We start from the raw sequence: 26,167 nt of genomic DNA, 5'->3' as shown, positions 1-26,167 counted from the left end.
ATGCCCTCCCTACTCCGGCGCCGAGCGCGTGACGCCATCGCGGACCATGGCTGCGATCTCGTCAGCGGAGTAGCCGATCTCGCGCAAAATCTCAGCGCCGTGCTCGTTGAGGCGGGGCGCCAGCCGCACCGGCTCGGCTTCTGTGTCCGACCAGGTCGCCGTCACCTTCATGCTGCGGATCGGCCCTTCGGTCGGATGGTTCACAACCGGGAAGAAGCCTGTCGCCTCCAGATGCTCGTCATGCAGGATCGACGCGAGGTCGTGCATCGGCATCACGGGCACGTCGGCCTTGGTCAGCAGGTCGATCCATTCGGCTGTGGTGCGCGTCTCGAAGATGCGCGCGAGCTCGGCATAGACGACGTCGATATTGGCGGCGCGGCCGGCAAAATTCGCGAACTTCGGATCGGCGCGCAGATCGTCGCGGCCTGTCGCCCTGAAGAAGTTCTCCCACTGCTTGTCGTTGTAGACGATGACGCTGAGATAGCCGTCCGAGGTCTTGTACGGCCGGCGGTCGCGCGAGAGATGGCGGGCATAGCCGCCCTTGTCGAGCGGCGGATCAAAGGTGAGCCCGCCCATGTGGTCGCCCATGACGAAGCCAGCCATGGTCTCGAACATCGGGACGTCGACGCGCTGGCCGCGGCCGGTGCGGTCGCGATGCACAAGGCTGGCGCAGATTGCGCCGACGGCGGTGAGGCCGACGATGCGGTCGACCAGCGCGTTCGGCACATAGCGCGGCACGCCGTCGCCGGTCTGCGCCATCAAGGCGGGCAGCGCAGTGGCGCCCTGGATCAGATCGTCGTAAGCGGGTTTTGCGGCGTAGGGCCCGTCCTGACCAAAACCGAACACGCCGGCATAGACGAGGCGCGGGTTGATCGCCGAGACGACGTCATAACCAAGCTGAAGCCGCACCATCGCCTGCGGGCGGACGTTGTAGACGAGAACGTCGGCATCCTTCAGCAGACGCAGCACGGCGTCGCGCCCCGAAGGCGTCTTCAGGTCGAGACAGATCGAGCGCTTGCTGCGGTTGGTGTTGAGGAACACCGGCCCCATGCCGGTATGCCGCATCGGGCCGATCAGGCGGGTGACGTCACCATCGAGCGATTCCACCTTGATCACGTCGGCACCGTAATCGCCGAGCATCTGGGTCGCATAAGGCCCCATCAGCACGGTGGTCATGTCGACGACCTTGATGCCCTTCAGCGGCCCCATTCGTTCGCTCCCGATTGCGCGGGCTCTCGAAGCGGCCTCGCGATTTCGGTCCAGCTAAAGGCAGTGACGCCGCGCGCGCAAGGGCGGCCTGGGTATGGCCGCATGCGCAGGCCGATACGGGCGCTATTTCTTCTGGCGGGACTCGCGGATCTTGATGAGACGGTCGAGCTCATCGTTCTGCTGGTTGATGCGGTCGGCGATGCGCGACTCGTTCTGCTCGCCAGAGGCGGCAGCAGCCTGCTCGATCAGCTGGCGGATATTGTCCTCGAGAATCGCGATGCGATCGTTGAGTTGGTCCGTCGAGAGATAGTCGTAGTCGTTGCTCATGATGTCGTCCTAGCAATCAGGAGCCGTAGGGTGGGCCAAGCGAAGCGGGCCCACCATGATCTAACGCAAGAAAACGTGGGCACGGCGCTTTCGCGCCTTTGCCCACCCTACGAGACCTACTTCAGCGGCTCAAGCACGGAGACGTAGTTGGCGACGGCGGCGCCGCCCATGTTGAAGATGCCGCCAAGCTTTGCGTTCTTGAGCTGCATGCCCTCGGGCGCCTGGCCTGCGAGCTGCATCGCGGTCATCACATGCATGGAGACGCCGGTGGCGCCGATCGGATGGCCCTTGGCCTTCAACCCGCCGGACGGATTGACCGGCAGCTTGCCGTCCTTGAGCGTCCAGCCTTCCTTGATAGCGCGGGCGCCCTGCCCCTTCGGCGTCAGGCCCATCGCTTCGTACTCGATCAGCTCGGCGACGGTGAAGCAGTCATGGGTCTCGACGAAGGAGAGGTCAGACAGCGTCACGCCGGCCTGCTCCAGCGCGCGCTGCCAGGCGACCGTGCAGCCCTCGAACTGAAGGATGTCGCGCTTGGACATCGGCAGGAAGTCCTGCGCGTGTGCGGTGGCGCGGAAGCCGATCGACTTGCCCATGCCCTTGGCGGTCTCGGCATCGGCCAGCACCAGCGCAGCCGCGCCGTCGGAGACCAGCGAGCAGTCGGTGCGCTTCAGCGGTCCCGCAACATAAGGGTTCTTCTCGCTCTCGGCGCGGCAGAAGTCGAAGCCAAAATCCTTGCGCATCTGGGCGAAGGGATTGGCGACGCCGTTCTTGTGGTTCTTGGCCGCGATCAGCGCCAGCGCATCGGACTGGTCGCCGTATTTCTGGAAATACGAGCTGGCGATCTTGCCGAACACGCCGGCGAAGCCGCCGACGGTGTCGCCGTCCTCAGGCAGGTACGACGCCTTGAGCAGGTTCTTGCCGATCTCCGGACCCGGGGTGCGGGTCATCTGCTCGACGCCGACAACCAGCACGATCTTGGCCGCGCCCGCGGCGATCGCGCGCAGGCCCTGGTGCACCGCCGCGGAGCCGGTCGCGCAGGCATTTTCGACGCGGGTCGCCGGCTTGAAGCGCAGCTTCGGGTCGGCCTGGAGCACCAGCGAGGCGGTAAAATCCTGCGCCGAGAAGCCGGCGTTGAAATGGCCGAGCACGATCTCGTCGACATCGGAGGCCGAAATGCCGGCATCGGCCATCGCCTCGTTGGCGACGCGGGTGACGAGGCTTTCGACGGTTTCGGCGTCGAACTTGCCGAACGGCGTATGCGCCCATCCGACGATGCTGGCGGTCATGGTCTTTTCTCCCTGGCGGTCTCTTGCTGAGCTAAGTCTTAGCCCAGGGATGGCAAGACTTCACGCAGGTTTAAGGGCCTGGAGGGTGCGCTGGCAGATGGCAGTTATGCCGGCCCAGTTCCCGGCCCTGATCTCCGCCATCGGGCACAGCCAGGAACCACCGACGGCGACCACATTGGGCTCGGCAAGCCAGGTCGCCGCATTGGCCTCGCCGACCCCGCCGGTCGGGCAAAACCGCACGTTCGGGAACGGCCCGCCCAGCGCGCGCAGCCCCTTGATGCCGCCGGCCTGCTCGGCCGGGAAGAATTTTGCGACGTCGAAGCCGTAGGACAGCGCCATCATCAGTTCGGACGCCGTGGCAATGCCCGGCGCAAACGGCAAGGAGCTATCGGTGGCGGCCTTCAACAGATCCGGGGTCAGACCCGGGCTGATGCCGAACGCGACGCCGAGCTTCTCGACACGGGTAAAGTCGGCCGGATTGAGAATCGTGCCGATGCCGACGACCGCCTCGGGAACTTCGGCCATCATCGCCCTCGCCGCCTCGATCGCAACGGGGGTGCGCAGGGTCACCTCCAGCGTGCGGACGCCGCCGGCCACCAGCGCACGCGCCAGCGGCACGGCGTCCTGGATCCGCTCGATGGTGAGGACGGGAATGACGGTCGCGGCCTTGAACAGCGCGACGAGGTGGTTCTGTTGGGCAGTCGTGGTCATCTTGGCTTTCGTTTCACTTGGTCGCTTGACGCGTGGTCGCCGGCCGGTGCCGCTTCTTCGGCGGCATGGCATAGCCCGGAATGATGGCGCCGGGATAGCAGATCACGAGGCTGGCGAGACGATGCCCGGCCTGGGCCGCCTCAACGGAATCGGAACCGCCGAGCCGGGCCGCGATATAGGCCGCGGCAAAGCTGTCACCGGCCGCCGTGGTGTCAACGACCGGCTTGGTCATTGGTTCGGCGCGGACTTCACTCGTGCCGCCGGGAAAGCGCAGCAGGCTGACGGGTTCGGCGAGCCGGAACACCAGCTCGGGCGTCGGGATGCGCGCCATCAGCTGCTCAGCGCTCTCGCCGGGATGGAGCGCGAGCAGGTCCTCGGTCGACGTCAGCACGATGTCGGCGGCTGCAAAGGCTGCGGCAAACACCTCGCGCGCGACGTCGCGGTCGGGCCAGCCGCGCGCGCGAAAGTTGGTGTCGAACACGAAGCGGGTGCCGAGCAGGCGCGCGCGCTTGATTGCCGCAAACAGACGATCACGACCGGCGGCGTCGTAGATCGAGAGCGTGATCGCCGAGAGATAGACGATGTCGTAGCTCATCAGCGAATTCAGGATCTCGTCGGTCTCCGGCAGGCTCATCAACTGCCGCGCCGCCGCACTGTCGCGCCAGTGAAAGAACTGGCGCTCGCCGTTGGCATCGAGCTGGATCATGTAGAGGCCGGGCAGCTTGCCCGGCAGCCGCACCACGCGCCGCGTGCCGACGCCCTCGGCGTTCCAGGCCGCAATCATCTCCTCGCTCATGCCGTCGTCGCCGAGCGCGGTGAGATAATCAACCTTGACCTCGAGCCGCGCCAGATACACCGCCGTGTTGAGGGTGTCGCCGCCGAAGCCGCGCGAGAACAGGCCACCGCCCTGCCCGGCAGACTGGCCGGTGGAATGTCCACCTTGAGCCTGCCGGAGCTCGACCATGCATTCACCGATGCAAGCAACGCTCGCCATCGTCATATCCACGCTGTTCATCGATACGATCAGGCGACGAAATTGCCGCCGAGCTCGTCGTCGATGTGGATGCGGATGATATCGTCAAACGTCTTCTCGGCGGTGGTGAAGCCGAGCTCGAGCGACCGCTTCGCATTGAAATTGCGAGGCCAGCCGCCGACGATGCCGATGATGAAGGGATCCGGCTCCCGCTTGATGCGAGCCGCGACCTTGTCGCCGGCGACACGCTTCAGCGCTGCGATCTGCTCTCCGACCGTGGCCGACAGGCCCGGCATGGTCAGGTTGCGGCGCGGGCCGACGGTCGCGAGATCCATGGTGCCGGCATGGAGCAGGAAGCCGACCGCGGAACGCGGCGTGGCGTGCCAGTGGCGGACGTCCTCGGAAACCGGCAGGACCACGTCCTTGCCGGCGAGCGGCTCGCGCAGGATGTTGGAGAAGAAGCCCGATGCCGCTTTGTTGGGCAGGCCGGGACGGATGCAGATGGTCGGCAGGCGGATGCCGATGCCGTCGAGGAAGCCGCGGCGCGAATAATCCGCCAGCAGCAGCTCGCCGATCGCCTTCTGGGTGCCGTAGCTGAGCAGCGGCGTGTGGAAGAACTCGTCGCCGATCGCATCCGGGAACGGCGCGCCGAACACTGCGATCGAGGACGTGAACACCACGCGCGGCTTGTAGCCGCCGCGGACGAGCCTGACAGCGTCCAGCAGCATCCGCGTGCCGTCGAGATTGATGCGGTAGCCCTTGTCGAAATCGAGCTCGGCCTCGCCCGAGACGATCGCGGCGAGATGGAAGATCACGTCGGGACGGCCGGCGATCAGCTTTTCGGCGGCGCCCGGCACAGCGAAATCGCCCGAGACGGTCTCGACGGGGAAACCGGCCTTCTCCGGCTTCTTGGGCTCGACCACGTCGTGCATGGTCAGCTTGGTGATGTCGCTCTTGCCGAGCCGGCCGTCGCGCAACAGCCGTTCACACAATTTGCGGCCGACCATGCCGGCAGCGCCCAGAACCAGAATGTGCAAGAGCCTACTCCTTCTTATTGGCCGGAACGCGCCGCTCTTGAATGGTCTGGCGCGTTCTCAGGCAGGCCCCGCAATCATTCCTTCACGGCGCCGGTCATCGCCGACACATAGTACTCTACGAAGAAGGAATAAAGGATAACTACGGGGACCGAGCCGGTCAGGGCCGCCGCCATCAGGGCGCCCCAATGGTAGACGTCGCCATTGACGAGCTCGGTGATGGCGCCGACCGGAATCGTCTTGTTTTCAGACGAGGAGATGAAGGTCAGCGCGTAGATGAACTCGTTCCAGGACAACGTGAAGGCGAAGATGCCCGCCGAGATCACCCCCGGCAGCGACAGCGGCAGCGTGATCTTGGTCAGGATCTGGAGCCGCGTCGCCCCGTCGATCAGCGCGCATTCCTCAAGCTCGTAAGGAATGGTGCGGAAATAGCCCATCAGGAGCCAGGTGCAGAACGGGATCAGGAAGGTCGGATAGGTCAGGATCAGCGCCAGATTGCCGTCGAACAGGCCGAGCTGGAACACGATCGCCGCCAGTGGAATGAACAGGATCGAGGGCGGGACGAGATAGCCGAGGAAGATCGCAAGGCCGACATAGCGCGAGCCCTTGTAGCGCAGACGCTCGATCGCATAGGCCGCGCAGACGCTGGCGAACAGCGAGATGAAGGTCGAGGACACCGAGACGATGACGGTGTTCCACATCCACAGCGGATAGTCGGTGTCGAAGAACAGCTTCTTGACGTGCTCGAGCGTCGGATGCGCGATCAGGAACGGATTGTACTTCTCATAGTCGTACATCTCCGCGTCCGGCTTGAACGTCGTCACCGCCATCCAGTAAAACGGGAACAGCAGGAAGACGATGATCAGGCCGAGCGGAAGGTAGACGCGAAGGAATTTCCGCGGAAAACTTTCCAGGTAGTCCATTCCGACGCTTTGGTCGTCCACGGTGGTCATGGTTAGTCCCTCCCGCCCTGCTGCCAGCGGGAGCGCTGAAGCCCGAAGAAGCTGAGCAGAATTGCCGCGACCAGGAACGGGATCATCGCGTTCGAGATCGCCGCGCCCTCGCCGAGATTGCCGCCGGTGATCGCGCGCTGGAACGACAGCGTCGCCATCAGGTGCGTGGCATTGATCGGGCCGCCGCGCGTGATGGTGTAGATCAGCTGGAAGTCGGTGAACGTCATCAGCACCGAGAACGTCATCACCACCGCAATGATCGGCGACAGCATCGGCAGCGTGATGTGGCGGAAGCGCTGCAGATTGGTGGCGCCATCGAGATTGGCGGCCTCGTAAAGCGACGGCGAGATGGTCTGCAATCCCGCCAGCAGCGTGATGGCGACAAAGGGGACGCCGCGCCAGATGTTGGCGAGCACCACCGACCAGCGCGCATTCCAGGGATCGCCGAGGAAATCGATGTAGTGGGTCAACAGGCCCGCCTTGATCAGTACCCAGGAGATGATCGAGAACTGGCTGTCATAGATCCACCAGAACGCGATCGCCGACAGCACGGTCGGCACCACGAAGGGCAAGAGCACGATGGCGCGGACCATCGACTTGAACGGCAGCCGCTCGTTGAGCAGCAGGGCCAGGTAAAGTCCGATCGCGAATTTCACGATGCTCGCGAACACCGTGTAGAAAATGGTGTTGAACACCGACAGCCAGAACACAGAGTCCTTCGACAGCGAGACGAAGTTCCGGAAGCCGATGTAACGGCCGACGCCGCCGATCTTGGTGTCGGTCATGCCGAGCCAGAATCCGAGCGCGAGCGGGTAAGCCAGAAACAGGATCAGAATGGCGATCGCCGGCACCATGAACATGGCGCCGAGAAAATTTCGGCTTTCGAACGCCCTGCTCCACAAGCTGCTGCGCTTGACCTCTGCAGCAACGGGCTCGGCGATAACGGCCATGTCGGACTCCCCTCAAAGAACGACAACGGCGGCGTCCAGCAAACCGGACGCCGCCGCTTGTGGCTGATCAGACCTGATAGTAGCGCTTGGCACGCTCGGCGGCGCGCGCTGCTGCTTCCTTCGCCGTGGCCTGTCCGGAGGCGGCTTCCGCGAACATGTCGACCACGACGAAATCGCCCATGACGGCAGCCGAGGCGTAGCCGAGATCGCCGGCATAGCCGTTGTCGCGGCAGCGCTTCAGGCAGTCGCGATACGGCGTGATCTTGGGATCGGAGGTCCAGACCGGGTTGTCGTTATAGGCCGGGAGCGGCGGCGAGACGTAGCCGTTGGAGGCGACTTCCCACGCGTCGTAGTTCTCCTTGTCCATCATGAACTTGATGTATTCCTTGACCGCCTTCGGATACTTCGAGTGCTTGTAGCCGTAGTAGACCAGGACGTTCTGCTGCTCGGTCGACACGCCCACGGGCCCGATCGGCATCGGCGCGTGGTTCATGTCCTTGGCGATCTCCTGCTGCTTGGGATCAGGGGAGTTCTTGCCGACGGTCCAGATCGAGATGCCGTTCAGGGTGAGACTGAGCTCGCCGTTCAGGAACGCCTTGTTGTTGTTCGAGTCGTTCCACGACAGCACGCCCGGAATGAACGTCGCATAGAGCTGCTTGACGTATTCGATCGCGGCGATCGTCTCCGGCGAGTCGATCACGACCTCGTTCTTGTCGTTGACGACCTTGCCGCCGAACGCCCACAGCGCCCACTGGCACCAGCCGTTGGCATCGCCCGTGGCATGGCCGAGCGCGAAGCCGGCCGGCGTGTTGTTCTTCTTCAGGCCCTGGCACAGCTTCAGGAAGCCGTCGGTGTCCTTGGGGAATTCCTCGAAGCCCGCGGCCTTCACGTGGCTGATACGGTAGTTCAGACAGCCGCCGGTTGCGCCCTGCGGAATGGCGATCCAGTTGTTGCCCTTCTTGCCGTAGCGCTCGGCAACCGGGTACCAGCCGCCATATTGCTTGCCGAGATAGTCGGCGACGTCGGTCACGTCGATCAGCTTCTCGGGGAACTTGAAGGGATCGTCGAGCGTGCCGACGATCAGGTCCGGACCGGCGCCGACATTGGCGGCGACCGCGGCCTTGGGGCGGATGTCTTCCCAGCTCTCGGCCTCGAGCTTCACCTTGATGCCGGTCTTTTCGGAGAACTTCTTGGTCTGCTCGGCGAACTTGTCGAACTCGGCCTGGATGAACTGCTTCCAGCGCAGCACGCGAATGGAGGCATTCGGCTCAGGCGTGTTGGTCCACTCCGCAGCACGCACCGGGACGATACCCGGGCCAGCGAGCAAAGCTGCGCCGCCCAGGCTGGCTTTAAGCACACTACGCCTGTCGAAATGGCTCATCGTTCTCTCCCTGAATTTTTATATTTGTATTTTGGTCGTCTTACGTCACGAAACGCCGCTACATGCGCTTGCCCGTCGCCTCGTCGAACAGATGCACCAGGGCCGGATCGGGCTTCAGCTTGACCTTGTCGCCCGGATTGAACTGGTGACGCTCGCGGAAAACCGCGACGACCTGCTCGCCACCGACCTTCGCAAACACCTGCGTCTCCGAGCCGGTCGGCTCGACCACGACGATCTCGGCGTCGGCACCGTCGTCGGCGATCGTGAAATGCTCCGGGCGGACGCCATAGACCACAGGCTTGCCATCCGAGCCGGCCGGCGCGCTCCTGAGCGGCAGTTTGACGCCGTTCGGCCCCTCGAAGGTCGCAACGCCGTTGACGCGGACATGCCCCTTCAGGAAGTTCATCGCGGGCGAGCCGATGAAGCCGGCGACGAACTGGTTTTCCGGCTTGTCATAGAGCTCGAGCGGCGTGCCCATCTGCTCGACGATGCCGTCATGCATCACGACGATCTTGTCGGCCATGGTCATGGCCTCGATCTGGTCGTGGGTGACGTAGACGGTGGTGGTCTTGAGCCGCTGGTGCAGCTCCTTGATCTCGGTGCGCATGGCGACGCGCAGCTTGGCGTCGAGGTTCGACAAGGGCTCGTCGAACAGGAACACCTGGGGATCGCGCACGATGGCGCGGCCCATGGCGACGCGCTGGCGCTGGCCGCCGGAGAGCTGGCGCGGATAGCGCTCGAGCAATGGCGTCAGCGCGAGAATTTCGGCGGCGCGCTTGACGCGCTTGTTGATCTCGTCGGAGCCGGCGTTCCGCAGCTTCAGCGAGAAGCCCATGTTCTCGCCGACCGTCATGTGCGGGTAGAGCGCGTAGTTCTGAAACACCATCGCAATGTCCCGCTCCTTGGGCTGGACATTGTTGACGACACGGTCGCCGATCGAGATCGTGCCGGAGGTGATGTTCTCGAGGCCTGCGAGCATGCGCAGAAGCGTCGACTTGCCGCAGCCGGAGGGGCCAACCAGGACGACGAACTGGCCGTCCTCGATCGGAATCGAGACGCCGTGCAGGACTTCAAAATTGCCGAACGATTTCCGCACGTCGCGGATTTGCACAGACGACATCTAGCTCCCTCCTCCGACTTAGACGACGCAACTGTGGCGCCGCCACCGTCTTGTTTTTTCTGAACTTCGCCGACCCGAAGCCCTTCTTAACGGGCGACATTGTCGGCAGTTTGTGCGGCTTTGGCAATTTGTCTTTGGTTAGTCGCTGCTGGTAGCGCTGTCAACGATCCTTTGTTTGCGGGGGTGGCTGTGTTAAGACCAACAAATGGGTCGAAAGCGCACCAAGTCTGGCAAGATTCGGCTGGCAGAAGTCGCCGAGCTCGCCGGCGTCAGCCCGATTACCGCCTCCCGTTTCTTCCGCAATCCCGAGGCGCTGTCGGTCGCCAAGCGGACGCGGGTCGAAAGCGCGGCCCGGGAGCTCGGCTATGTGCCCAACCTTGCGGCACGGGCGCTGGCCTCGCAACGCACCGAGGTGATCGGTGTCTTGATTCCGTCACTGACCAACAATGTGTTTTCCGACGTGCTGCGCGGCATCTATGACGCCTCGGAAAGCAGCCGTTACTCGATCCAGTTGTCCAACACGCGCTACTCTATTCTCCAGGAGGAGAAGCTGCTGCGCATCTTTCTGGCGCAGAAGCCGGCAGGACTGATCGTCACAGGCATCGACCAGACCACGGAATCGCGCGCGATGCTGGAGGCGGCCGACTGCCCGATCGTGCAGATCATGGAGATCGGGCCCAACCCGGTCGACATGATGATCGGCTTTTCCCATTATGATGCAGCGCGCGCGGCGATCGCTCATTTGTTCGCGCAGGGCCACCGCAGGATCGGCTTCGTCGGCGCGCGCATGGACCCGCGGGTGCAGCGCCGGCTCGACGGCTATGTCGCGGCCATGAAGGACGCCGGTCTGTTCGACCAAAGGCAGATCGTGACGACGGCGACGCCGACCTCGGTGACGCTCGGCGGCGCGCTGTTCGCCGATCTGCTCGCGCGCGAGCCCGGCATCGACTCGGTGTTCTGCGCCAATGACGACCTCGCGCTCGGCGTGCTCTTCGAATGCCGGCGCCGGGAGATTGCGGTCCCCGAGCAGATCGCGATCGTCGGCTTCAATGACCTCGAATTCATGGCCTCCTCGGTGCCGACGCTGACGAGCGTGCGGACCAACCGTTACGAGATGGGCAGCACTGCTGCCGCGATGCTGATCGAGGCGATCGAGGGCAAGCGTCCCGAGGAGCCCGTGCTCGATCTCGGCTTTACCGTGATCGAGCGGCAAAGTTCGCAGACGCAGCGGCCAGGGGCCAGCCCGCACCCGCCGGAATGGGCGCCAGCCGTACAAAATGATAGCGTTACCAACGACCCATGAGTAGTATCGCTACTATGAGGAAACGTTCGCCAGCAGGCGGGCCGTTGTTACATGCTCGCGCTGCCGGGCATCGCACCGATCGGCATCCCGGACGTCGGCCCGTGCGTTTGCATTGAAGGAGAATCCAATGACAAAAAAGCCAACCAATGGGCACGCGCCCGCCGGTAACGGCACCCGCCGCCACCTTCGCTCGCAGGAATGGTTCAACAACCCGCATAATCCGGGCATGACCGCGCTCTACATGGAGCGCTATCTGAACTACGGCCTCACCCGTGCCGAGCTGCAGTCCGGCAAGCCGATCATCGGCATCGCCCAGACCGGCAACGACCTCTCCCCGTGCAATCGCCACCATATCGAGCTGGCCCACCGCGTCCGCGAAGGCATCCGCGAGGCCGGCGGCATTGCGATGGAATTCCCGACCCACCCGATCCAGGAGACCGGCAAGCGCCCGACCGCGGCGCTCGACCGCAACCTCGCTTATCTCGGCCTGGTCGAGATCCTCTACGGCTATCCGCTCGACGGCGTGGTGCTGACCACCGGCTGCGACAAGACCACCCCGGCCTGCATGATGGCGGCAGCGACCGTGAACCTGCCCGCGATCGTGCTGTCGGGCGGCCCGATGCTCAACGGTTGGCATGCTGGCGAGCGCACCGGCTCCGGCACCATCGTCTGGAAGTCGCGCGAGCGGCTTGCCGCCGGCGAGATCGACTACGAAGAGTTCATGGAGATCGTGGCGTCCTCGGCGCCCTCGGTCGGCCATTGCAACACCATGGGCACGGCGTCGACCATGAACGGACTTGCCGAAGCGCTCGGCTTCTCCCTGCCGGGCTGCGCGGCCATCCCCGCCCCCTACCGCGAGCGCGGCCAGATCGCCTACGAGACAGGCAAACGCGCCGTCGAGATGGTCTGGGAAGACCTCAAGCCCTCGGACATCCTGACCCGCAAGGCGTTCGAGAACTGCATCGTCATCAATTCGGCGATCGGCGGCTCGACCAACGCGCCGATCCATATCAACGCGCTGGCCCGCCATATCGGCGTGGAGCTGTCGGTCGACGACTGGCAGAAATTCGGCCACGACGTGCCGCTCTTGGTCAACATGCAGCCCGCCGGCTTCTATCTCGGCGAGGAATTCCACCGCGCCGGCGGCGTACCGGCCGTGGTACGCGAATTGATGAAGCACAAGCGCATCCATGAGGACGCTGTCACGGTGAACGGCCGCGGCATCGGCGAGAACTGCAAGGATGCGCCCGCACCCGACAACGACGTGATCCGGGCCTATGACAAGCCGCTGGTGAAGGACGCCGGCTTCCTGGTGCTGAAGGGCAATCTGTTCGATTCCGCGATCATGAAGACGAGCGTGATCTCCAAGGAATTCCGCGACCGCTATCTGAGCAACCCGAAGGACCTCAACGCCTTCGAGGGCCGCGCCATCGTGTTCGAGGGCCCGGAGGATTATCACGCGCGGATCGACGATGCCTCGCTCGACATCGACGAGCGCTGCGTGCTGTTCATCCGCGGCACCGGCCCGATCGGCTATCCCGGCGGCGCCGAGGTCGTGAACATGCAGCCGCCGGCGGCCCTTATCAAACGCGGCATCCTGTCCCTGCCCTGCATCGGCGACGGCCGCCAGTCCGGCACCTCAGGCTCGCCCTCAATCCTGAACGCCTCACCGGAAGCGGCCGCCAATGGCGGGCTCGCGATCCTCAAGAATGGCGACAAGGTCCGCATCGACCTCAACAAGGGCAGCGCGAACATCCTGATCTCGGACGACGAGGTGAAGAAGCGCCATGCCGAGCTGAAGGCCAATGGCGGCTTCAAGCATCCGCCGAACCAGACGCCGTGGCAGGAGATCTACCGCAACACCGTCGGCCAGCAATCGACCGGCGCCTGCATGGAGCTCGCCACGCGCTACCAGAACGTCGCCGGCACCTTTGGTGTGGCGCGGGATAATCATTAGGACAGTTTGTCATTCCGGGATGCGCCGCAAGGCGCAGGCCCGGAATCCATACTCCCGATCGTGGTTATGGATTCCGGGCTCGCCGCTACGCGGCGCCCCGGAATGAAGGCAATGGATAAGGAACAGGGAGAAGAAAATGGCAGACCGCCTCAAGGGTAAGCGCGCCGTCATCACGGCTGCAGCCGCAGGCATCGGGCGCGCATGCGCTCTCGCATTCGCGCGTGAAGGCGCAACCGTCATCGCCACCGACATCAACGAAGCCGGCATCGCGGGCCTGACCAAGGAAGGCATCGCCGAGACCGCAAAGCTCGACGTCCGCAACACCGCAGACGTCAACGCCTTCGCCAAGCGCATCGGCAAGATCGACATCCTGCTCAACGCCGCCGGCTTCGTGCATCACGGCACCATCCTGGAGTGCTCGGAGGAGGATTTTGATTTCTCGTTCGATCTCAACGTCAAGTCGATGCACCGGACCATCAAGGCCTTCCTGCCCGACATGCTCGCGGGCGGTGGCGGCAGCATCGTCAACATCTCGTCCTGCGCAGCGCTGCGGCCGCCGGCGAACCGTTACGTCTACAGCTCCTCGAAGGCGGCGGTGTCGCTGCTGACCCGCGCCGTCGCGCTCGACTTCATCACAAAAGGCATCCGCTGCAACTCGATCTGCCCCGGCACCGTCGAGACCCCCTCGATGCTCGACCGCGCCGCAGCCCAAGGGCCGCAGGGCAAGGAGATGTTCATCTCCCGCCAGAAGATGGGCCGGCTCGGCACCGCCGACGAAATCGCCAACATGGCGATCTACCTCGGCAGCGACGAGAGCGCCTTCACCACCGGCGTCGACCTCGTCGTCGACGGCGGCTACATGCTCTGACGTCCGGGAGATCACATCTCATGAACAAGATTGATCTCAACGGCCGCGTCGCTGTCGTCACCGGCGGCGCGCAGGGTTTTGGCCGCGCCATCACCGAACGCTTCGTCGCCTCCGGCGCCAAGGTCGCGATCTGGGATTTCGATGCCGCGCTGGCCGAGAAGACGGCGAAGGTCATCGGCGACAACGTCCGCGTCTTCAAGGTCGATGTCACCGACACCGCAGGCGTCGAGCAGGCGCGCGACGCGACGCTCGCCGCCTTCGGCAAGATCGACATCCTCGTCAACAATGCCGGCATCGCCGGCGTCAACAAGCCGGTCTGGGAGACCGATATCGAGGAATGGCGCAAGGTGCTGCGCATCAACCTCGACGGTCCCTTCATCGTCTGCAAGGCGATCGTGCCCACTATGCTTAAGCAGAAATACGGGCGGATCGTGAACATCGCCTCGATCGCCGGCAAGGAAGGCAATCCGAACGCGTCGCACTATTCTGCGTCCAAGGCCGGCCTGATCGCGCTGACGAAGTCGCTGGGCAAGGAGCTCGCCGCCCATGACATTCTCGTGAATGCAGTGACGCCGGCGGCGGCGAAGACGGCGATCTTCGACCAGATGACACAGCAGCATATCGATTTCATGCTGTCGAAAATCCCCAAAGCGCGTTTCGTGCTGGTGGAGGAGCTCGCCGCGATGGCCGCCTGGCTTGCATCCGAAGATTGTGCCTTCTCCACCGGCGCGGTCTTTGATATTTCCGGGGGACGGGCGACCTACTGAGGCATTGATTGGCCGCCCGAGGGGGGCGGATCATGGACCTAGGACGTCGGGATTTTGTGAAGCTCGCAGCGGGCGCAGGCGCGCTGCCTTGGCTTTCGCACGGTGCGCTGGCGCAGCTCGCACCCAACCCGCCGAGCATCCGCCCGCCCTCGCCGGCCGAGCACACGGCGATGGGCCGGCTGGCGCAGACCTTCATGGACAAGTTCGAGGTGCCGGCGCTGTCCTTTGCGATCGGCTATGCCGGCGCGATCGTCCATCAGGCCGCCTTTGGCGTTGCCGATCGCGAGCAGAATGAAGCAGCCACGCCGCAGCATCTGTTTCGCATCGCCAGCGTCAGCAAGATGATCACCTCGGTCACGCTGTTTCAGCTGATCGAGCAGAACCGCGTCAAGCTCACAGACCGCGTGTTCGGCCCCGGTGCGCTGCTCGGGACCGATTACGGCGCACCGCCCTATTCGCCCGGCATCGACCAGATCACACTCGAAAACCTCCTGACGCACACCGGCGGCGGCTGGACTAACGACAACCGCGATCCCATGTTCACGCATCCGCACATGGACCACGCACAGCTCATCACCTGGACGCTGGCGAACCGGCCGCTGGACCGTCCGCCGGGGCAACACTACGCCTACTCCAATTTCGGCTATTGCGCGCTGGGCCGCGTCATCGAGAAGCTCACCGGCCAGCGCTACGCCGAGCATGTCCGCACCGAGGTGCTCGGCCGTTGCGGCGTCACCGACATGACGATCGCCGGCAACACCCGCGATCAGCGCCAGGCCGGCGAAGTCGCCTATTACTGCAAGGTCGAAAGTCCCTACGAGATGAACGTCCGGCGGATGGATTCCCATGGTGGCTGGATCGCGACGCCGACGGACCTCGTGCAGTTCCTGATGCATGTCGACGGCTATACGCGGCCTGCGAACATCCTGCGGCCGCGCAGCATCGAGGTGATGACGACAGCGCCCAGCTACAGTCCGGACTACGCCAAGGGTTTTTGCATCAACAAGTCAGGCAATTGGTGGCACAATGGCAGCCTGCCCGGCACCAGCACCATTGCGGTCAGAACCCATGGCGGCTTCTGCTGGGCCGCCTTCACCAATGTGAGCCGGCCGAACACCAACATGGATGGCGACCTCGATGAGCTCAACTGGAACATGGCGCGCCAGGTCAGCGAATGGCGGGTGGCCTGAGCCATGATCCGGGAAGGTGGATGCCTGTGTGGCGCGGTAAGGTTCAAGGCGGAAGGCGAACCGCTGAACGTCCGCATCTGCCATTGCCGCATGTGCCAGAAGGCGATGGGTTCGCCCTACTTCGCCCGCGCCCAGTTCGATCAGAAGGCGCTGACCGTCGAGGGTGACACCGGCCGCTACGCTTCGTCCGAAAACATCGACCGCGTGTTCTGCAAGACCTGCGGCACGCGGCTGTTCTCCTGGCGGCGCAACGGCACGCTGGCGGGCGTCGCGCTGACCACCTTCGACGACCGCAATGCGTTCACGCCGACCGAGCACATCTGGGTCTCGGAAAAGCTCGCCTGGCTGAAGCTGGACGACGGCCTGCGGCAATATGAGACGACGATCCCGACGTAGGGTCAGAGCCGGTTTGAAACGATCATGCCGGCGGCCTGGGCGCGCCGACCCGCCGTCGTGGCCAACCAGATCCCGGCGAACACTGCGACGATGCCGGCCGCCAGATTCCAGCGCAACGGCTCGTTCAGCAACAAAGCGCCGACCAGCGATGCCGTGATCGGATTGACCGTCACCGAGATCGCCACGCGCGTTGGCGTCGTGCGCTCCAGCGCGAAGGCCCACAGATAGAAGGTCAGTGCCGCGCCGAAGGCACCGAGATAGAGCGCGGCGAGCCATTGCGGCGTGCCGAAATTTGCGACCGGCGCGAAGCTGCCACGGAAACACGAGAGCAGGATGAGGCAAGCGGCGCCCACCGCCATGCTCATGGTGGTGAAGGCGATCGGGCTGGAGCGCCGGATCAGCGGCCTCGACCAGATGCCGTACAGCGCCATGCACAGCGCAGCCGCCATCATCAGGAGATCGCCGCGCCAGGCGCCTGACGGCGCCAAGCTCAGGTCCGTGAGCAGCGCGACGGCAACGCCGAGCGTTGCCACCACGACGCCGATCGACTTGCGCCAGCTCAGGGCTTCGCTGCCGAGCGCCGCCCCAATCACCAACGTCAGCAGCGGCAGTGTCGAGAGCGCGAGCGCGCCGCGCGCGGCCGTCGTGAAAGTCAGCGATGCGTTGAATAGGATCGGAAACAGCGCGAAGAACAGGATGCCGAGCCCGATTGCCGCAGCCCAGTCGCCTCGCCCCGGCCAGCGATCGCCACGCACCCATGTCAGCGGCAGCAGCAGGAGAAAGCCGATCCCGAACCGGAACGAGCCGATCGCCAGCGGATCGATGCTGCTCACAAGATAACGCGTGGCACCGATCGAGGTGCCGCCCAGCGCGCTCGACAGCACGGCAGCCAGAACGCCAAAAATCTCGCCCACAATCCCTCCCGTCGAACGCTTGGACGAACAGTACTGGACGAACAGCACTGGACGAACAGCATACGGGCCGTGCCGAAACTGGGAATGGAATTTCCATCATGCTGAGATAACGTTTGGTGATGACCGCGCCCGACCTCGATCCCGATCTGCTCAAGGCCTTTCTCGCCGTCGCCGAGCATCGCTCGTTCACGCGTGCGGCGGATCAGCTCAACCGCACCCAGTCGGCGGTGAGCGTGCAGGTCAGGCGCCTCGAGGAGCGGCTCGGCACTAGACTGTTTCAGCGCGGCCGTGCCGGCGTCGTGCCGACCGCCGCGGGCCATGAGCTGCGTGCCTATGCGCAGCGCATCCTTACGCTCCATGCAGAAGCGGTCGGCGCGATGCGCGCACGCAAGCCTGAGGCCGTCATCCGTCTCGGCGTGATGGACGATTATGGCACGATCTTCATTCCGCCCCTGCTGGCGAGCTTTGCCAAGGAGCATCCGACGGTGCGGGTTGAGATCGAGACCGGGCTGACCGCGACCATGCCGGCCCGGCTCGGCGAGGCCTATGACCTCGTCATCGCCATGCATCCGCAAGGTCGCGGCGATGGGGAACTGTTGCGGCGTGAGCAGGCCATCTGGGCGGCCGCCGCCGCGTGCCGCGCCACGGCAGAGCACACCCTGCCCGTCGCGCTCTATCCGCCCGGCTGCCTGTTTCGCCAATGGGCCGCAGACGCCCTCGATCGCGCCGGCCGGCCCTGGCGGCTCGCCTTTGTCAGCCGGACGCTGGCGGCGGTGGAATCGATCGCGGCGCAGGGACTTGCGGTCACCGTGGTCAAGGCCGGCACCCTGCCGCCCCGTCTTCGCCCCCTCGGTCCGCGCGACGGCCTGCCGCCGCTGCCCATGGCGGACATCCGCCTCCACCGCGCGCGCGATCTGTCGCGCCCGGCGGCACTGCTTGCCGATCATTTGCAGCGTGGCATTTCGGAACCGGCCACCCTATGTTGAGCTGAAGCGTTGCTGCACCGCCGGTTTGGCCAGGTCGTCTGCAAGGCGACAGGCAAAACCGGGCGAGATGCAACGTGAACATTTCCTACTATGACCTCTCCGTCTGGGTGCTGCCGCTGGTGCTCGCCATCACCTTCCATGAGGCCGCGCACGGCTTCGTCGCGCACCGTCTCGGCGACAACACCGCCTGGCAGCTCGGCCGTGTCAGCTTCAATCCGTTCCGCCACATCGACCCGTTCGGCACCCTGATCCTGCCGGCGATGCTGCTGTTTGCACATTCACCGTTCCTGTTCGGCTACGCCAAGCCGGTGCCGGTGAACTTTCGCAACCTCAACAATCCGAAGCTGGACATGGTCTGGGTCGCCCTGGCCGGCCCCGTCACCAACATCCTGCTGGCGCTCGTCGCGGGCCTCGCCCTCCATGCGCTGCCTTGGGCACCCGCCAGTTCGGCGCAATGGATATTCGACAACCTCAAGAATGCGCTGCTGATCAACGCGGTGCTGGCGGTCTTCAACATGATGCCGATCCCGCCGCTCGACGGCGGGCGGGTCGCGGTCGGGCTGTTGCCCCGGCCACTCGCCCTGCCCCTGTCACGACTCGAGCCGTACGGCATGATGATCCTGATCGCGCTTCTGATCCTGCTGCCGCTGGCGGGTTCCCAGTTCGGTCTAAATCTTGATGTTATTTCAGCAATACTGCGAACGTTGACCGGTTATGTGATTCAAGCTGTTCTCTTGCTGACCGGCAATGCGTAGTTGAAGCGGTACCGTCTAAGATCCTGCACTTGAAGACAAAGCCGAAGGGCTAGAGGCCAACTTGGTCAAAGCTGCCGATATGCTGATCGCGCGACGCGCCGATACCCGTGCCCGCGCTGATTTCGCCACCTGGAAGATGATGGCCAAGCTGAATGGGTTGTCGGCGCTGCCTTCGGACGCACAGGGCTTCCTTGATGGCTACAAGAAGCTGCTGGAGCGGATGAGCGAGGGCGAGGCAGCCGAGGCCACGATCGCCGAGGTCTACAAATCCTATTATCTGGAGATGGGTGGCGCCGGGAACCCGCCCGACGTCCGCACGCGGCCGGCCGAACCGGTGGCGGACAATGTTACCGCCTTCCGGCGCCCGGCCCCCAAGCCGAAGAAGGCCGCCATGTTCGGGGCGACGATGCTTGGTGGAACCGAAAAGCGCCCCCTCCCGGTGGCGCTGATCTTCGCCTGCCTGGTCGTGGTCTATGTCGGGATCAAGTTCTACTGGCGATAGACATGATTGTCCCGGTCTCATTGCGCCGTGGACGCAGCACTCGACGAGTGGGCTCTATGCCCCGTGGCCAAGTGCGCGACTGATCGCGTCGGCGTGATAAATCACGATCTTCGCAACCCGTCCCACTTCATTCAACGGCGTCTTCCAGGCCGGGCCGCTGACGCTGACGGCGGCGAAGACCCGACCCGACAGATCCCGGATCGGGGCCCCCACGCAATTCAGGCCCGGCTGATGCTCGGCCTGATCGATCGAGTAACCGCGGCTGCGCGTTAGTTGCAGTTCCTGCCGCAATGCCGTGGGATCAGTGATGGTGCTGTCGGTGAAGCGGGTAAGCCCCTCGGCGAGGAAAGTCTCAAGGACGGCCTCTGGTTGATGCGCCAGGATAGCTTTGCCGACACTGGTGCAGTGGGCAGGTGCGGATTCCAGGAACGCCCCTGAGGTCGCGTCGATCTGGGACTCCGATTTGCCGATGACGACCGCATGGCGTCCGTCGAACACTGCGAGATGGACGACCTGACCGGTCAGGCGACCGAGCGCCTCGACATAAGGCCGCGCCTCGCGGTGCAGGTCCATATTGGCAAGCACCGTGTTGCCGAGCTCGTACAACTTCAAGCCCAGGCGATAGCGGTCACGATTGCGATCCTGATCGAGCAATCCGGCCTCGCGCATCGACGAGAGCAGCCGGTGGGTCGTGCTGCGGGGATAACCGGTGCGTTGGCAGATCTCGGCCAGCGAGAGCGCGCGCGCGGTGCGCGAGAACACGTCGAGGATACGCACGACTTTGACCAGGGATTTTAGGCCCTCGTCCGGGCGCGTGGTGGTTTGGGGTAGGTCGCTATTCAGGTTGATCACCATATTCCGGATAACGGGATAGCATTAGCACATGTGGGATAAGACGGCAAAATTTTCTATCTTATCCCATATGTCGGGATACAATTCCGTAATTTGGTTGACAGCCGGCCGATCCGCCGCAACGGTAGTCGCGTTCAAAAGTCAAAAGCGGACGGACGGACCGTCCCTGAAGGAAGCGCTCGCCACCACCGCCTCCTCCGATCGAGGGCAACCTCACGGGAAAGGCGAAGGCGCTCACCTCCAGGCCTGACCGTAGCCGCCATCAGAGGAGCGCAATGTGTCCACAGCCGTACTCGATAAGCCGAAAGCCAAAGCCACCAATCTCCGCAACGTCCTGACCGGTATCCTGCCGCCGTTCACCATGCCGTTCGACCGGCATGGTGAGATCGTGTTCTCCGCCATCAAGGAGCAGGTGGATTTCGCGATCGATAAAGGCGTGAATGGAATCGTGGTCGGCGGCAGCACCGGCGAAGGCCACACGCTCGGCGCAGACGAATTCACCAGGGTCATGCATGCGAGCCACGACGCCCTCGCCGGCCGCAAGCCCCTCATCGTCGGGCTGATCGTCAACAGCACCCGGGAGGCGATCGAACGCATGCGAGCGTTGCGCGATCTCGACATCGCCGCGCTCCAGATCACGCCGGTGCACTATCTGTTCAAGCCAAGCGCCGAGAACACGGTCGAGCATTTCCGCGCCATCTACGAGGAAACCGGGATTCCGATCCTCATCTATAACGTGATCCCCTGGAACTATCTCAGCGTCGAGCTGATGCTTCGCGTGATGCGCGAGGTGCCCGGCGTGATCGGCATGAAGCAGAGCTCCGGCGATCTCAAGTCGGTCTCCGACCTCATGGGCAGCGTCGCGCCCAGCAACGTCGTGCTCTCCGGCATCGACGCCCTGCTCTATCCCTCCTTCGCGCTCGGCGCCCATGGCGCCATCAGCGCACTGACCGCCGCCCTGCCCGGTACATGCGTCCAGCTGTGGAACGCCGTGCGCGCCAAGGACCACGACACCGCGCTCGACATTCACAACAAGCTCAACCGGCTCTGGAATGTGCTGCGTCACGACAATCTGCCGGCCTGCGTGAAATACATCCAGCACCGCCAGGGGCTCGGCCTTTTCTATCCGCGCGCGCCGATGGATGAGGTGAGCGACGAGCAGAAGAAGGCGATCGACCTGGCGCTGAAGGGCCTCGGTATCTAACGCGCACGGGGCGCGGCCCGCCGCGAACCAACGCCAAATCGAACGTCGCCTCGACTGCCCTCACGGGCAGACGGGAGCGGCTGTCCCGTTGACCGAAACGATTGGGCGGGCAAGCCGCGCCCTTTCATCGAAACAAGCAAAACATCAGGGGAGAAAACATGAGCGAACAGAATCTCGTCGCCGATGGAGCGATCGACATACCTGCGCGCAGCCGCTCGAAGCTTGCAACCGTCGTGGGATCGAGCCTCGTCGGCACCACGATCGAATTCTACGACTTCTTCATCTATGGCACAGCGGCAGCGCTGGTGTTTCCGCGGGTTTTCTTCCCGACGCTGTCACCCTACGCCGGCATCATGGCGGCCTATGCGACGCTCGCGATTCCGTTCCTGACGCGTCCGCTTGGCGCCATCGTGTTCGGACATTTCGGCGATCGTTTCGGCCGCAAAGCCACGCTGGTCACCTCGCTCGGGATCATGGGCCTGTCGACCTTCGCAATCGGGCTGGTGCCGAGCTACGACAGCATCGGGCTGGCGGCGCCGGCCATCATCATTCTGCTGCGTCTGCTGCAAGGCTTTGCCATCGGCGGCGAATGGGGCGGCGCCGCCACCATGATCGTGGAATATGCGCCCGCAAATCGACGCGGCTTCTTCGGAACGTTCGTACAGCTTGGCAACGTCATCGGCCTCTTTACATCGACGCTTGTATTTGCCCTCCTGCCGCAGGACAGCCTCAACGGCGACGGCTGGCGCGTGCCATTCCTCATCAGCATCCTGCTACTGGCGGTCGGCTCGTTCATTCGCAGCAAGGTCGATGAAAGCCCGGTGTTCGAGGCTGCGGCGCGGAAGCCGCAGGCTGAGCGACGCGCGCCGATCATGGAGATTTTGCGCAACGGCAAGAAGCCGGTGCTGATCGCCATGGGCATGCGCACCGGCGAGATCATCTTGGGCTGGCTCGTGATCGGCTTCCTGCTATCCTACGCCACGCGCACGGTCGGCCTCACCTCCCAGCACGTGCTAATCGCGCTGCTCGCGGCCAGCGGTCTCGGCATCGTCACGGTGCCCCTGTTCGGCGCACTCTCTGACAGGATCGGCCGGCGGCCCGTCTATCTGTTCGGCGCCGGTCTCGCCGCGGTGTTCGCCTTCCCGCTGTTCTGGATGATCAACACCGCCAATCCTGTGCTGATCTTCTTCGCCATCGTTTTCGGTTATGCCGTGGCGCTGGCGGCCATGTTCGCGGTCCAGCCGGCCTTCTTCTCGGAAAGCTTCTCGACCGGCGTCCGCTACACCGGCATCTCGCTCGGCTTCCAACTCGCCAATATCATCGGCGGATTGACGCCGATGATCGCCACTTTCCTCGTGGCTCAGGCGGGCGGCGCCTCCTGGCCGATCTCGGTCTTCCTCATGACAGGCTGCGCAATTACCGTTGGCTGTGTGCTTGCGACGACGGAAACGGCGGGACGAAGGCTGAGCTGAGGCATCCGGAACTGAGCCCGCACGACCGGAAGACAAGCGCATCGCCGTCCGAAACCGGGCGGCGATGGCGCCTTGAGCGAGGCAACCATTCAGGCGTCTTGAAAGTTCACCGTCCCGGCTACTTCGCCGGTTTCTTGAAATTCACCGGCAGGTTAAAAGAGAACTGATCGTCGGTCAGTTCGGCCGGTGGAACCGGCACCGGGTCCGAACGGCGCACCATGGATATGGCCGCATCGTCGAAGGCGGCATCGCCTGACGACTCCGCGACGTCGACGGAAACGACATTGCCACGCCGGTTCAGGACCAGGTTGAGCTTGACCGTCGTCGTCTTGCTCTTGTCCTTGGGATAGCGCTTGTGAATCTCGAAATAGGCGCTGATCCGCTTGCCCCATTCGGCCGTCAGCTTGCGAAGGTCCTTGCCGATGCCCTGGTTGGGTGCAGCCGCCTTCTCGTCCTCGCGCGCGTCTTCGTTCAGCGCCTGCCTCGCCGATTCCTGGGCGTTCGGCATTTCCTCGACCGCCTGGGTTTCGACCTTGGCCACCTTCGTGGTGTCCTCGACCGGCTTCTTGGAGTCGTTCTCGGTGACGAGGCGGTCCGGGTCTTCGGCCTCCTGAGGTATTTCCTTCGGAAGATCGGTCTCGTGGACCTCGGCCTGCTGCTGCATCTGCTGTGGCTGGAACTGCGAGGCTTCGCTGTCCGGGCCAGGCGGCAGATCCGTCTCGGGCAGCTTCGGCGAAGTCATTTCGACGGCGTATTCCGCGCCGTTGGCGCCGAGGCCGTCGTCGCCGTCGTCGGCACGAAGGTTGGCGAGCGCCAGCGCGGCCCCGCCGAGATGCAGGCCAATCGCGGCGATCGCGGCCAGAATCCAGAGCCGCCGGGATGGTTTCGCTTCGATCAAAGGGTCGGACATCGCGCTGCCATCAGGGGTGGACCGCTCCCTGCGCCGGCCCGGCCGCCCCAGGAGGTGCTTCGAGCGCCACCAGCTTGATCCGAGAATAGCCGCCGGATCGCAGGATTTCCATGACGCCCATCAACTCGCCGTAAGGCACGGCCTTGTCGGCGCGCAGGAACACGTATTTGTCCTTGCTCATGTCGGCGATCCCGTCGAGCGAGCTGACCAGGTCGGTTCGCTTGACCGCGTTTTCGCCGATCGCGAGCGTCAGATCGGGCTTGATGCTGACATAGGTCGGCTTGTCCGGCTTCTTCTGCGGCGTCGCGCTCGACGTCGGCAGGTCGATCGGCAGATCGACCGTCGACAGCGGTGCCGCGACCATGAAGATGATCAGCAGCACCAGGATGACGTCGATGAACGGCGTGACGTTGATGTCATGCGTCTCGGAGAAATCGTCGTCGTCATCGTTGTCGGTGAGCGAAACTGCCATGGCCTACTCCGCCGCGCGCGAATGCGCGCTGCCGTGACTGCGATCGAGATCGCGCGACAACAGCCGGCCGGCAGCGCCCGAGGCGCGGCTGACGAGCTCGAGATAGCTCTTCGTCACGCGCGAGAAGTGATTGTAGATGATGACCGCCGGGATCGCCGCGACGAGGCCGATGGCCGTAGCAAGCAGCGCCTCGGCAATGCCTGGCGCGACCACCGCGAGGTTGGTGGTCTGCGACTTCGAGATGCCGATGAAGCTGTTCATGATGCCCCACACCGTGCCGAACAGACCGACGAAGGGCGACGTCGAGCCGATGGTCGCGAGCACGCCCATGCCGATGCGGATGCGCCGTGCTTCCGCGCGCACGATCTCGGCGAAGCTCGAAGCCGCGCGCTCCTTGATGCCGGTGTCGCTGGATAGGCCGGCCGACATCCGCGCCTCACGCAGCGCGGCCGCCAGGAACGACGGCAGGATGCCCTCCTTGCTGCCGAGCGCCATCTGGGCTTCGGCAAGCGAGCGCACCTCCGCGACCTTCTTCAACGCCGAACGCAACTTGGCGGACGCGACCGACAGCTCGATCGACTTCGCGATGAAGACGGTCCAGGTCACGAGCGAGGCGAAGGCGAGTCCGATCATCACCGCCTTCACGATGATGTCCGCCGACATGAACATCACCCAGGGCGACAATTCCTTCATGGCCGGCGCGATGCCGGCCTTCGGCGCAACGTCGGATGCCGGGACCACGGCAGCCTCGGTCGCCGGCGCGCTGGGCGTCGCGGCCACGGGAGCAGCAGCCGCGGGGGTCGCAGGCTGTGCCGTGACTGCGGGAGCGGCCGGAGCCGGCTGAGCCGCCACCTGCGCCGGTGCCGCAACGGGCCGTGCCGGCGCGGCCGGCTGGGTTTGTGTCTGGGCAGAAACAGGAGTTGCGAGCCAGGAGGCCGTCAGCAGCACGGCTGCAGCGAGGCTTGCTTGGAAAGATGTGATCTTCATACTTCGGCCCAGGTGCGAATGAGGTTGTGATAGATACCCGTCAATTTGACCGTTTCGGGATCGTCACGCCCGATCCGTGCCACCAGCGCCTGAATGGCGGTGTCGAGGTCAAAGATCATGCTGCGGGCTTGATCGTCCCGTATCATGCTCTGGAGCCAGAAGAAAGACGCAACCCGCGCCCCCCGGGTCACCGGGGTGACGAGATGCAGGCTGGTCGAGGGATAGAGCACGCAGTCCCCCGCTGGCAACTTGACTTCATGAGAACCGTAGGTGTCCTCGATCACAAGTTCGCCACCATCGTACTCCTCGGGCTCGCTGAGGAACAGGGTGACCGAAAGATCCGTGCGGATGCGAAGGCCGGTCAGCCGGTCGCCGCGGATCGCGTTGTCGACGTGCAGGCCGAAATGGTGGCCGCTGTTCGCCGCATAGCGGTTGAACAGCGGCGGAAAGATCTGGAGCGGGATCGCGGCTGCCAGAAATCGCGGGTTTGCCGTCAACGCCGAGATGATGCGGTGGCCGAGCTTGCGCGCGACCTCGCCATCCGGCGGCAACTGCTCGTTGCGCTTGACCATTGCTGACTGCGCGCCCGCGGTGGAACGGCCGTCTTCCCATTCACTGGCGTCCATGATGCGGCGGAACTCCGCCACATCATCTTTGCTCAGGACGCTGTCTATGCATGTCAGCATGG

At 64.2% G+C, this 26,167-nt stretch carries 27 protein-coding genes; 11 read left to right on the top strand and 16 right to left on the bottom strand.

The features are described from left to right. Window positions 1–9: 9 nt before the first annotated feature. The 10 genes from ACLFLU_RS19095 to ACLFLU_RS19050 form a co-directional block, all read right to left on the bottom strand. Entirely contained in the window at window positions 10–1,209 is a 1,200-nt protein-coding gene (locus tag ACLFLU_RS19095) for a CaiB/BaiF CoA transferase family protein (protein ID WP_426413697.1), read from the bottom strand. 123 nt (window positions 1,210–1,332) lie between these two features. Next, window positions 1,333–1,536 (bottom strand): hypothetical protein, encoded by a 204-nt coding sequence (locus ACLFLU_RS19090; protein WP_426413696.1) that lies wholly within the window; start codon window positions 1,534–1,536, stop codon window positions 1,333–1,335. A gap of 116 nt (window positions 1,537–1,652) precedes the next feature. Then, a complete protein-coding gene (locus tag ACLFLU_RS19085; RefSeq protein ID WP_426413695.1) occupies window positions 1,653–2,822 on the bottom strand; it encodes an acetyl-CoA acetyltransferase in 1,170 nt (389 codons plus the stop codon). A 60-nt stretch (window positions 2,823–2,882) separates the two neighbouring features. After that, on the bottom strand, window positions 2,883–3,533 hold the full coding sequence (eda, locus tag ACLFLU_RS19080; RefSeq protein WP_426413694.1) for a bifunctional 4-hydroxy-2-oxoglutarate aldolase/2-dehydro-3-deoxy-phosphogluconate aldolase: 651 nt from the start codon (window positions 3,531–3,533) through the stop codon (window positions 2,883–2,885). Window positions 3,534–3,546: 13 nt separating this feature from the next. Next, a complete protein-coding gene (locus ACLFLU_RS19075; protein WP_426413693.1) occupies window positions 3,547–4,527 on the bottom strand; it encodes a sugar kinase in 981 nt (326 codons plus the stop codon). A gap of 29 nt (window positions 4,528–4,556) precedes the next feature. Next, the gene (denD, locus tag ACLFLU_RS19070) at window positions 4,557–5,543 is read right to left on the bottom strand and encodes a D-erythronate dehydrogenase (RefSeq protein WP_426413692.1); all 987 of its coding nucleotides are present in this window, start codon (window positions 5,541–5,543) and stop codon (window positions 4,557–4,559) included. Window positions 5,544–5,617: 74 nt separating this feature from the next. Further along, complete coding sequence (locus ACLFLU_RS19065; protein WP_426413691.1) at window positions 5,618–6,493, bottom strand: carbohydrate ABC transporter permease; 876 nt, start codon at window positions 6,491–6,493, stop codon at window positions 5,618–5,620. A gap of 2 nt (window positions 6,494–6,495) precedes the next feature. After that, the gene (locus tag ACLFLU_RS19060) at window positions 6,496–7,443 is read right to left on the bottom strand and encodes a carbohydrate ABC transporter permease (RefSeq protein ID WP_426413690.1); all 948 of its coding nucleotides are present in this window, start codon (window positions 7,441–7,443) and stop codon (window positions 6,496–6,498) included. Between the two features lie 67 nt (window positions 7,444–7,510). Next, on the bottom strand, window positions 7,511–8,824 hold the full coding sequence (locus tag ACLFLU_RS19055; protein WP_426413689.1) for an ABC transporter substrate-binding protein: 1,314 nt from the start codon (window positions 8,822–8,824) through the stop codon (window positions 7,511–7,513). 58 nt (window positions 8,825–8,882) lie between these two features. Further along, window positions 8,883–9,944, bottom strand: coding sequence for an ABC transporter ATP-binding protein (locus ACLFLU_RS19050; RefSeq protein ID WP_426413688.1), 1,062 nt, complete (start codon window positions 9,942–9,944; stop codon window positions 8,883–8,885). 205 nt (window positions 9,945–10,149) lie between these two features. Here ACLFLU_RS19050 and ACLFLU_RS19045 point away from each other — a divergent pair, with 205 nt between their 5' ends. The 6 genes from ACLFLU_RS19045 (at window position 10,150) to ACLFLU_RS19020 (ending at window position 16,425) form a co-directional block, all read left to right on the top strand. After that, window positions 10,150–11,247, top strand: a complete 1,098-nt coding sequence (locus tag ACLFLU_RS19045) for a LacI family DNA-binding transcriptional regulator (RefSeq protein WP_426413687.1) — start codon at window positions 10,150–10,152, stop codon at window positions 11,245–11,247. A gap of 127 nt (window positions 11,248–11,374) precedes the next feature. Continuing rightward, window positions 11,375–13,204, top strand: a complete 1,830-nt coding sequence (locus ACLFLU_RS19040) for an IlvD/Edd family dehydratase (protein ID WP_426413686.1) — start codon at window positions 11,375–11,377, stop codon at window positions 13,202–13,204. 136 nt (window positions 13,205–13,340) lie between these two features. After that, complete coding sequence (locus ACLFLU_RS19035; protein ID WP_426413685.1) at window positions 13,341–14,072, top strand: SDR family oxidoreductase; 732 nt, start codon at window positions 13,341–13,343, stop codon at window positions 14,070–14,072. A 20-nt stretch (window positions 14,073–14,092) separates the two neighbouring features. Next, on the top strand, window positions 14,093–14,839 hold the full coding sequence (locus tag ACLFLU_RS19030) for an SDR family NAD(P)-dependent oxidoreductase (protein WP_426413684.1): 747 nt from the start codon (window positions 14,093–14,095) through the stop codon (window positions 14,837–14,839). A 32-nt stretch (window positions 14,840–14,871) separates the two neighbouring features. After that, complete coding sequence (locus ACLFLU_RS19025) at window positions 14,872–16,029, top strand: serine hydrolase domain-containing protein (RefSeq protein ID WP_426413683.1); 1,158 nt, start codon at window positions 14,872–14,874, stop codon at window positions 16,027–16,029. Window positions 16,030–16,032: 3 nt separating this feature from the next. Continuing rightward, window positions 16,033–16,425 carry a GFA family protein gene (locus tag ACLFLU_RS19020; RefSeq protein ID WP_426413682.1) on the top strand — a complete coding sequence of 131 codons (393 nt, stop codon included), beginning with the start codon at window positions 16,033–16,035 and terminating at the stop codon, window positions 16,423–16,425. A gap of 2 nt (window positions 16,426–16,427) precedes the next feature. Here the strand turns inward: ACLFLU_RS19020 and ACLFLU_RS19015 are convergent, their stop codons facing one another. Beyond that, the gene (locus ACLFLU_RS19015; RefSeq protein ID WP_426413681.1) at window positions 16,428–17,339 is read right to left on the bottom strand and encodes a DMT family transporter; all 912 of its coding nucleotides are present in this window, start codon (window positions 17,337–17,339) and stop codon (window positions 16,428–16,430) included. A gap of 119 nt (window positions 17,340–17,458) precedes the next feature. On the opposite strand from ACLFLU_RS19015, the gene ACLFLU_RS19010 reads away from it, so the two are divergent. From ACLFLU_RS19010 to ACLFLU_RS19000, 3 genes are all read left to right on the top strand, one after another. Further along, window positions 17,459–18,325 (top strand): LysR family transcriptional regulator, encoded by an 867-nt coding sequence (locus ACLFLU_RS19010; protein WP_426413680.1) that lies wholly within the window; start codon window positions 17,459–17,461, stop codon window positions 18,323–18,325. A 74-nt stretch (window positions 18,326–18,399) separates the two neighbouring features. Next, window positions 18,400–19,080: a site-2 protease family protein gene (locus ACLFLU_RS19005; RefSeq protein WP_426413679.1), complete on the top strand. Its 681-nt coding sequence runs from the start codon at window positions 18,400–18,402 to the stop codon at window positions 19,078–19,080. 79 nt (window positions 19,081–19,159) lie between these two features. After that, on the top strand, window positions 19,160–19,582 hold the full coding sequence (locus tag ACLFLU_RS19000; RefSeq protein ID WP_426414029.1) for a hypothetical protein: 423 nt from the start codon (window positions 19,160–19,162) through the stop codon (window positions 19,580–19,582). A 54-nt stretch (window positions 19,583–19,636) separates the two neighbouring features. Here ACLFLU_RS19000 and ACLFLU_RS18995 read toward each other — a convergent pair whose 3' ends face one another. Next, entirely contained in the window at window positions 19,637–20,437 is an 801-nt protein-coding gene (locus ACLFLU_RS18995; RefSeq protein WP_426413678.1) for an IclR family transcriptional regulator, read from the bottom strand. A 274-nt stretch (window positions 20,438–20,711) separates the two neighbouring features. Here ACLFLU_RS18995 and ACLFLU_RS18990 point away from each other — a divergent pair, with 274 nt between their 5' ends. Both ACLFLU_RS18990 and ACLFLU_RS18985 read left to right on the top strand, forming a co-directional pair. Continuing rightward, window positions 20,712–21,638, top strand: a complete 927-nt coding sequence (locus ACLFLU_RS18990; RefSeq protein WP_426413677.1) for a dihydrodipicolinate synthase family protein — start codon at window positions 20,712–20,714, stop codon at window positions 21,636–21,638. Between the two features lie 158 nt (window positions 21,639–21,796). Beyond that, window positions 21,797–23,110 carry an MFS transporter gene (locus ACLFLU_RS18985; RefSeq protein WP_426413676.1) on the top strand — a complete coding sequence of 438 codons (1,314 nt, stop codon included), beginning with the start codon at window positions 21,797–21,799 and terminating at the stop codon, window positions 23,108–23,110. 118 nt (window positions 23,111–23,228) lie between these two features. On the opposite strand, the gene ACLFLU_RS18980 is transcribed toward ACLFLU_RS18985, so the two are convergent. The 4 genes from ACLFLU_RS18980 to ACLFLU_RS18965 are packed head-to-tail and all read right to left on the bottom strand — an operon-like array spanning window position 23,229 to window position 26,165. After that, complete coding sequence (locus tag ACLFLU_RS18980; protein ID WP_426413675.1) at window positions 23,229–24,020, bottom strand: cell envelope integrity protein TolA; 792 nt, start codon at window positions 24,018–24,020, stop codon at window positions 23,229–23,231. 10 nt (window positions 24,021–24,030) lie between these two features. Next, window positions 24,031–24,492 carry a TonB system transport protein ExbD gene (exbD, locus tag ACLFLU_RS18975; protein WP_426413674.1) on the bottom strand — a complete coding sequence of 154 codons (462 nt, stop codon included), beginning with the start codon at window positions 24,490–24,492 and terminating at the stop codon, window positions 24,031–24,033. 3 nt (window positions 24,493–24,495) lie between these two features. Next, the gene (gene exbB, locus ACLFLU_RS18970) at window positions 24,496–25,479 is read right to left on the bottom strand and encodes a tonB-system energizer ExbB (RefSeq protein WP_426413673.1); all 984 of its coding nucleotides are present in this window, start codon (window positions 25,477–25,479) and stop codon (window positions 24,496–24,498) included. Next, window positions 25,476–26,165 carry a Fe2+-dependent dioxygenase gene (locus ACLFLU_RS18965; RefSeq protein ID WP_426413672.1) on the bottom strand — a complete coding sequence of 230 codons (690 nt, stop codon included), beginning with the start codon at window positions 26,163–26,165 and terminating at the stop codon, window positions 25,476–25,478. Before ACLFLU_RS18965 ends, exbB begins: the two co-directional genes overlap by 4 nt. Between the last annotated feature and the right edge of the window lie 2 nt (window positions 26,166–26,167).

The sequence above is a fragment of the Bradyrhizobium ganzhouense genome (assembly GCF_049949285.1).
GTDB lineage: Bacteria > Pseudomonadota > Alphaproteobacteria > Rhizobiales > Xanthobacteraceae > Bradyrhizobium > Bradyrhizobium ganzhouense.
Note: the sequence above shows the minus strand (reverse complement) of the source record. Positions and strands in the feature narration are given on the sequence as shown.

Coding starts and splice junctions, on each gene's coding strand:
- ACLFLU_RS19095 (WP_426413697.1), bottom strand. CDS start 1,209: ATGGGGCCGCTGAAGGGCATCAAGGTCGTCGACATGACCACCGTGCTG.
- ACLFLU_RS19090 (WP_426413696.1), bottom strand. CDS start 1,536: ATGAGCAACGACTACGACTATCTCTCGACGGACCAACTCAACGATCGC.
- ACLFLU_RS19085 (WP_426413695.1), bottom strand. CDS start 2,822: ATGACCGCCAGCATCGTCGGATGGGCGCATACGCCGTTCGGCAAGTTC.
- eda (WP_426413694.1), bottom strand. CDS start 3,533: ATGACCACGACTGCCCAACAGAACCACCTCGTCGCGCTGTTCAAGGCC.
- ACLFLU_RS19075 (WP_426413693.1), bottom strand. CDS start 4,527: ATGGCGAGCGTTGCTTGCATCGGTGAATGCATGGTCGAGCTCCGGCAG.
- ACLFLU_RS19065 (WP_426413691.1), bottom strand. CDS start 6,493: ATGACCACCGTGGACGACCAAAGCGTCGGAATGGACTACCTGGAAAGT.
- ACLFLU_RS19060 (WP_426413690.1), bottom strand. CDS start 7,443: ATGGCCGTTATCGCCGAGCCCGTTGCTGCAGAGGTCAAGCGCAGCAGC.
- ACLFLU_RS19055 (WP_426413689.1), bottom strand. CDS start 8,824: ATGAGCCATTTCGACAGGCGTAGTGTGCTTAAAGCCAGCCTGGGCGGC.
- ACLFLU_RS19050 (WP_426413688.1), bottom strand. CDS start 9,944: ATGTCGTCTGTGCAAATCCGCGACGTGCGGAAATCGTTCGGCAATTTT.
- ACLFLU_RS19045 (WP_426413687.1), top strand. CDS start 10,150: ATGGGTCGAAAGCGCACCAAGTCTGGCAAGATTCGGCTGGCAGAAGTC.
- ACLFLU_RS19040 (WP_426413686.1), top strand. CDS start 11,375: ATGACAAAAAAGCCAACCAATGGGCACGCGCCCGCCGGTAACGGCACC.
- ACLFLU_RS19035 (WP_426413685.1), top strand. CDS start 13,341: ATGGCAGACCGCCTCAAGGGTAAGCGCGCCGTCATCACGGCTGCAGCC.
- ACLFLU_RS19030 (WP_426413684.1), top strand. CDS start 14,093: ATGAACAAGATTGATCTCAACGGCCGCGTCGCTGTCGTCACCGGCGGC.
- ACLFLU_RS19025 (WP_426413683.1), top strand. CDS start 14,872: ATGGACCTAGGACGTCGGGATTTTGTGAAGCTCGCAGCGGGCGCAGGC.
- ACLFLU_RS19020 (WP_426413682.1), top strand. CDS start 16,033: ATGATCCGGGAAGGTGGATGCCTGTGTGGCGCGGTAAGGTTCAAGGCG.
- ACLFLU_RS19010 (WP_426413680.1), top strand. CDS start 17,459: ATGACCGCGCCCGACCTCGATCCCGATCTGCTCAAGGCCTTTCTCGCC.
- ACLFLU_RS19000 (WP_426414029.1), top strand. CDS start 19,160: ATGCTGATCGCGCGACGCGCCGATACCCGTGCCCGCGCTGATTTCGCC.
- ACLFLU_RS18995 (WP_426413678.1), bottom strand. CDS start 20,437: ATGGTGATCAACCTGAATAGCGACCTACCCCAAACCACCACGCGCCCG.
- ACLFLU_RS18985 (WP_426413676.1), top strand. CDS start 21,797: ATGAGCGAACAGAATCTCGTCGCCGATGGAGCGATCGACATACCTGCG.
- ACLFLU_RS18980 (WP_426413675.1), bottom strand. CDS start 24,020: ATGTCCGACCCTTTGATCGAAGCGAAACCATCCCGGCGGCTCTGGATT.
- exbD (WP_426413674.1), bottom strand. CDS start 24,492: ATGGCAGTTTCGCTCACCGACAACGATGACGACGACGATTTCTCCGAG.
- exbB (WP_426413673.1), bottom strand. CDS start 25,479: ATGAAGATCACATCTTTCCAAGCAAGCCTCGCTGCAGCCGTGCTGCTG.
- ACLFLU_RS18965 (WP_426413672.1), bottom strand. CDS start 26,165: ATGCTGACATGCATAGACAGCGTCCTGAGCAAAGATGATGTGGCGGAG.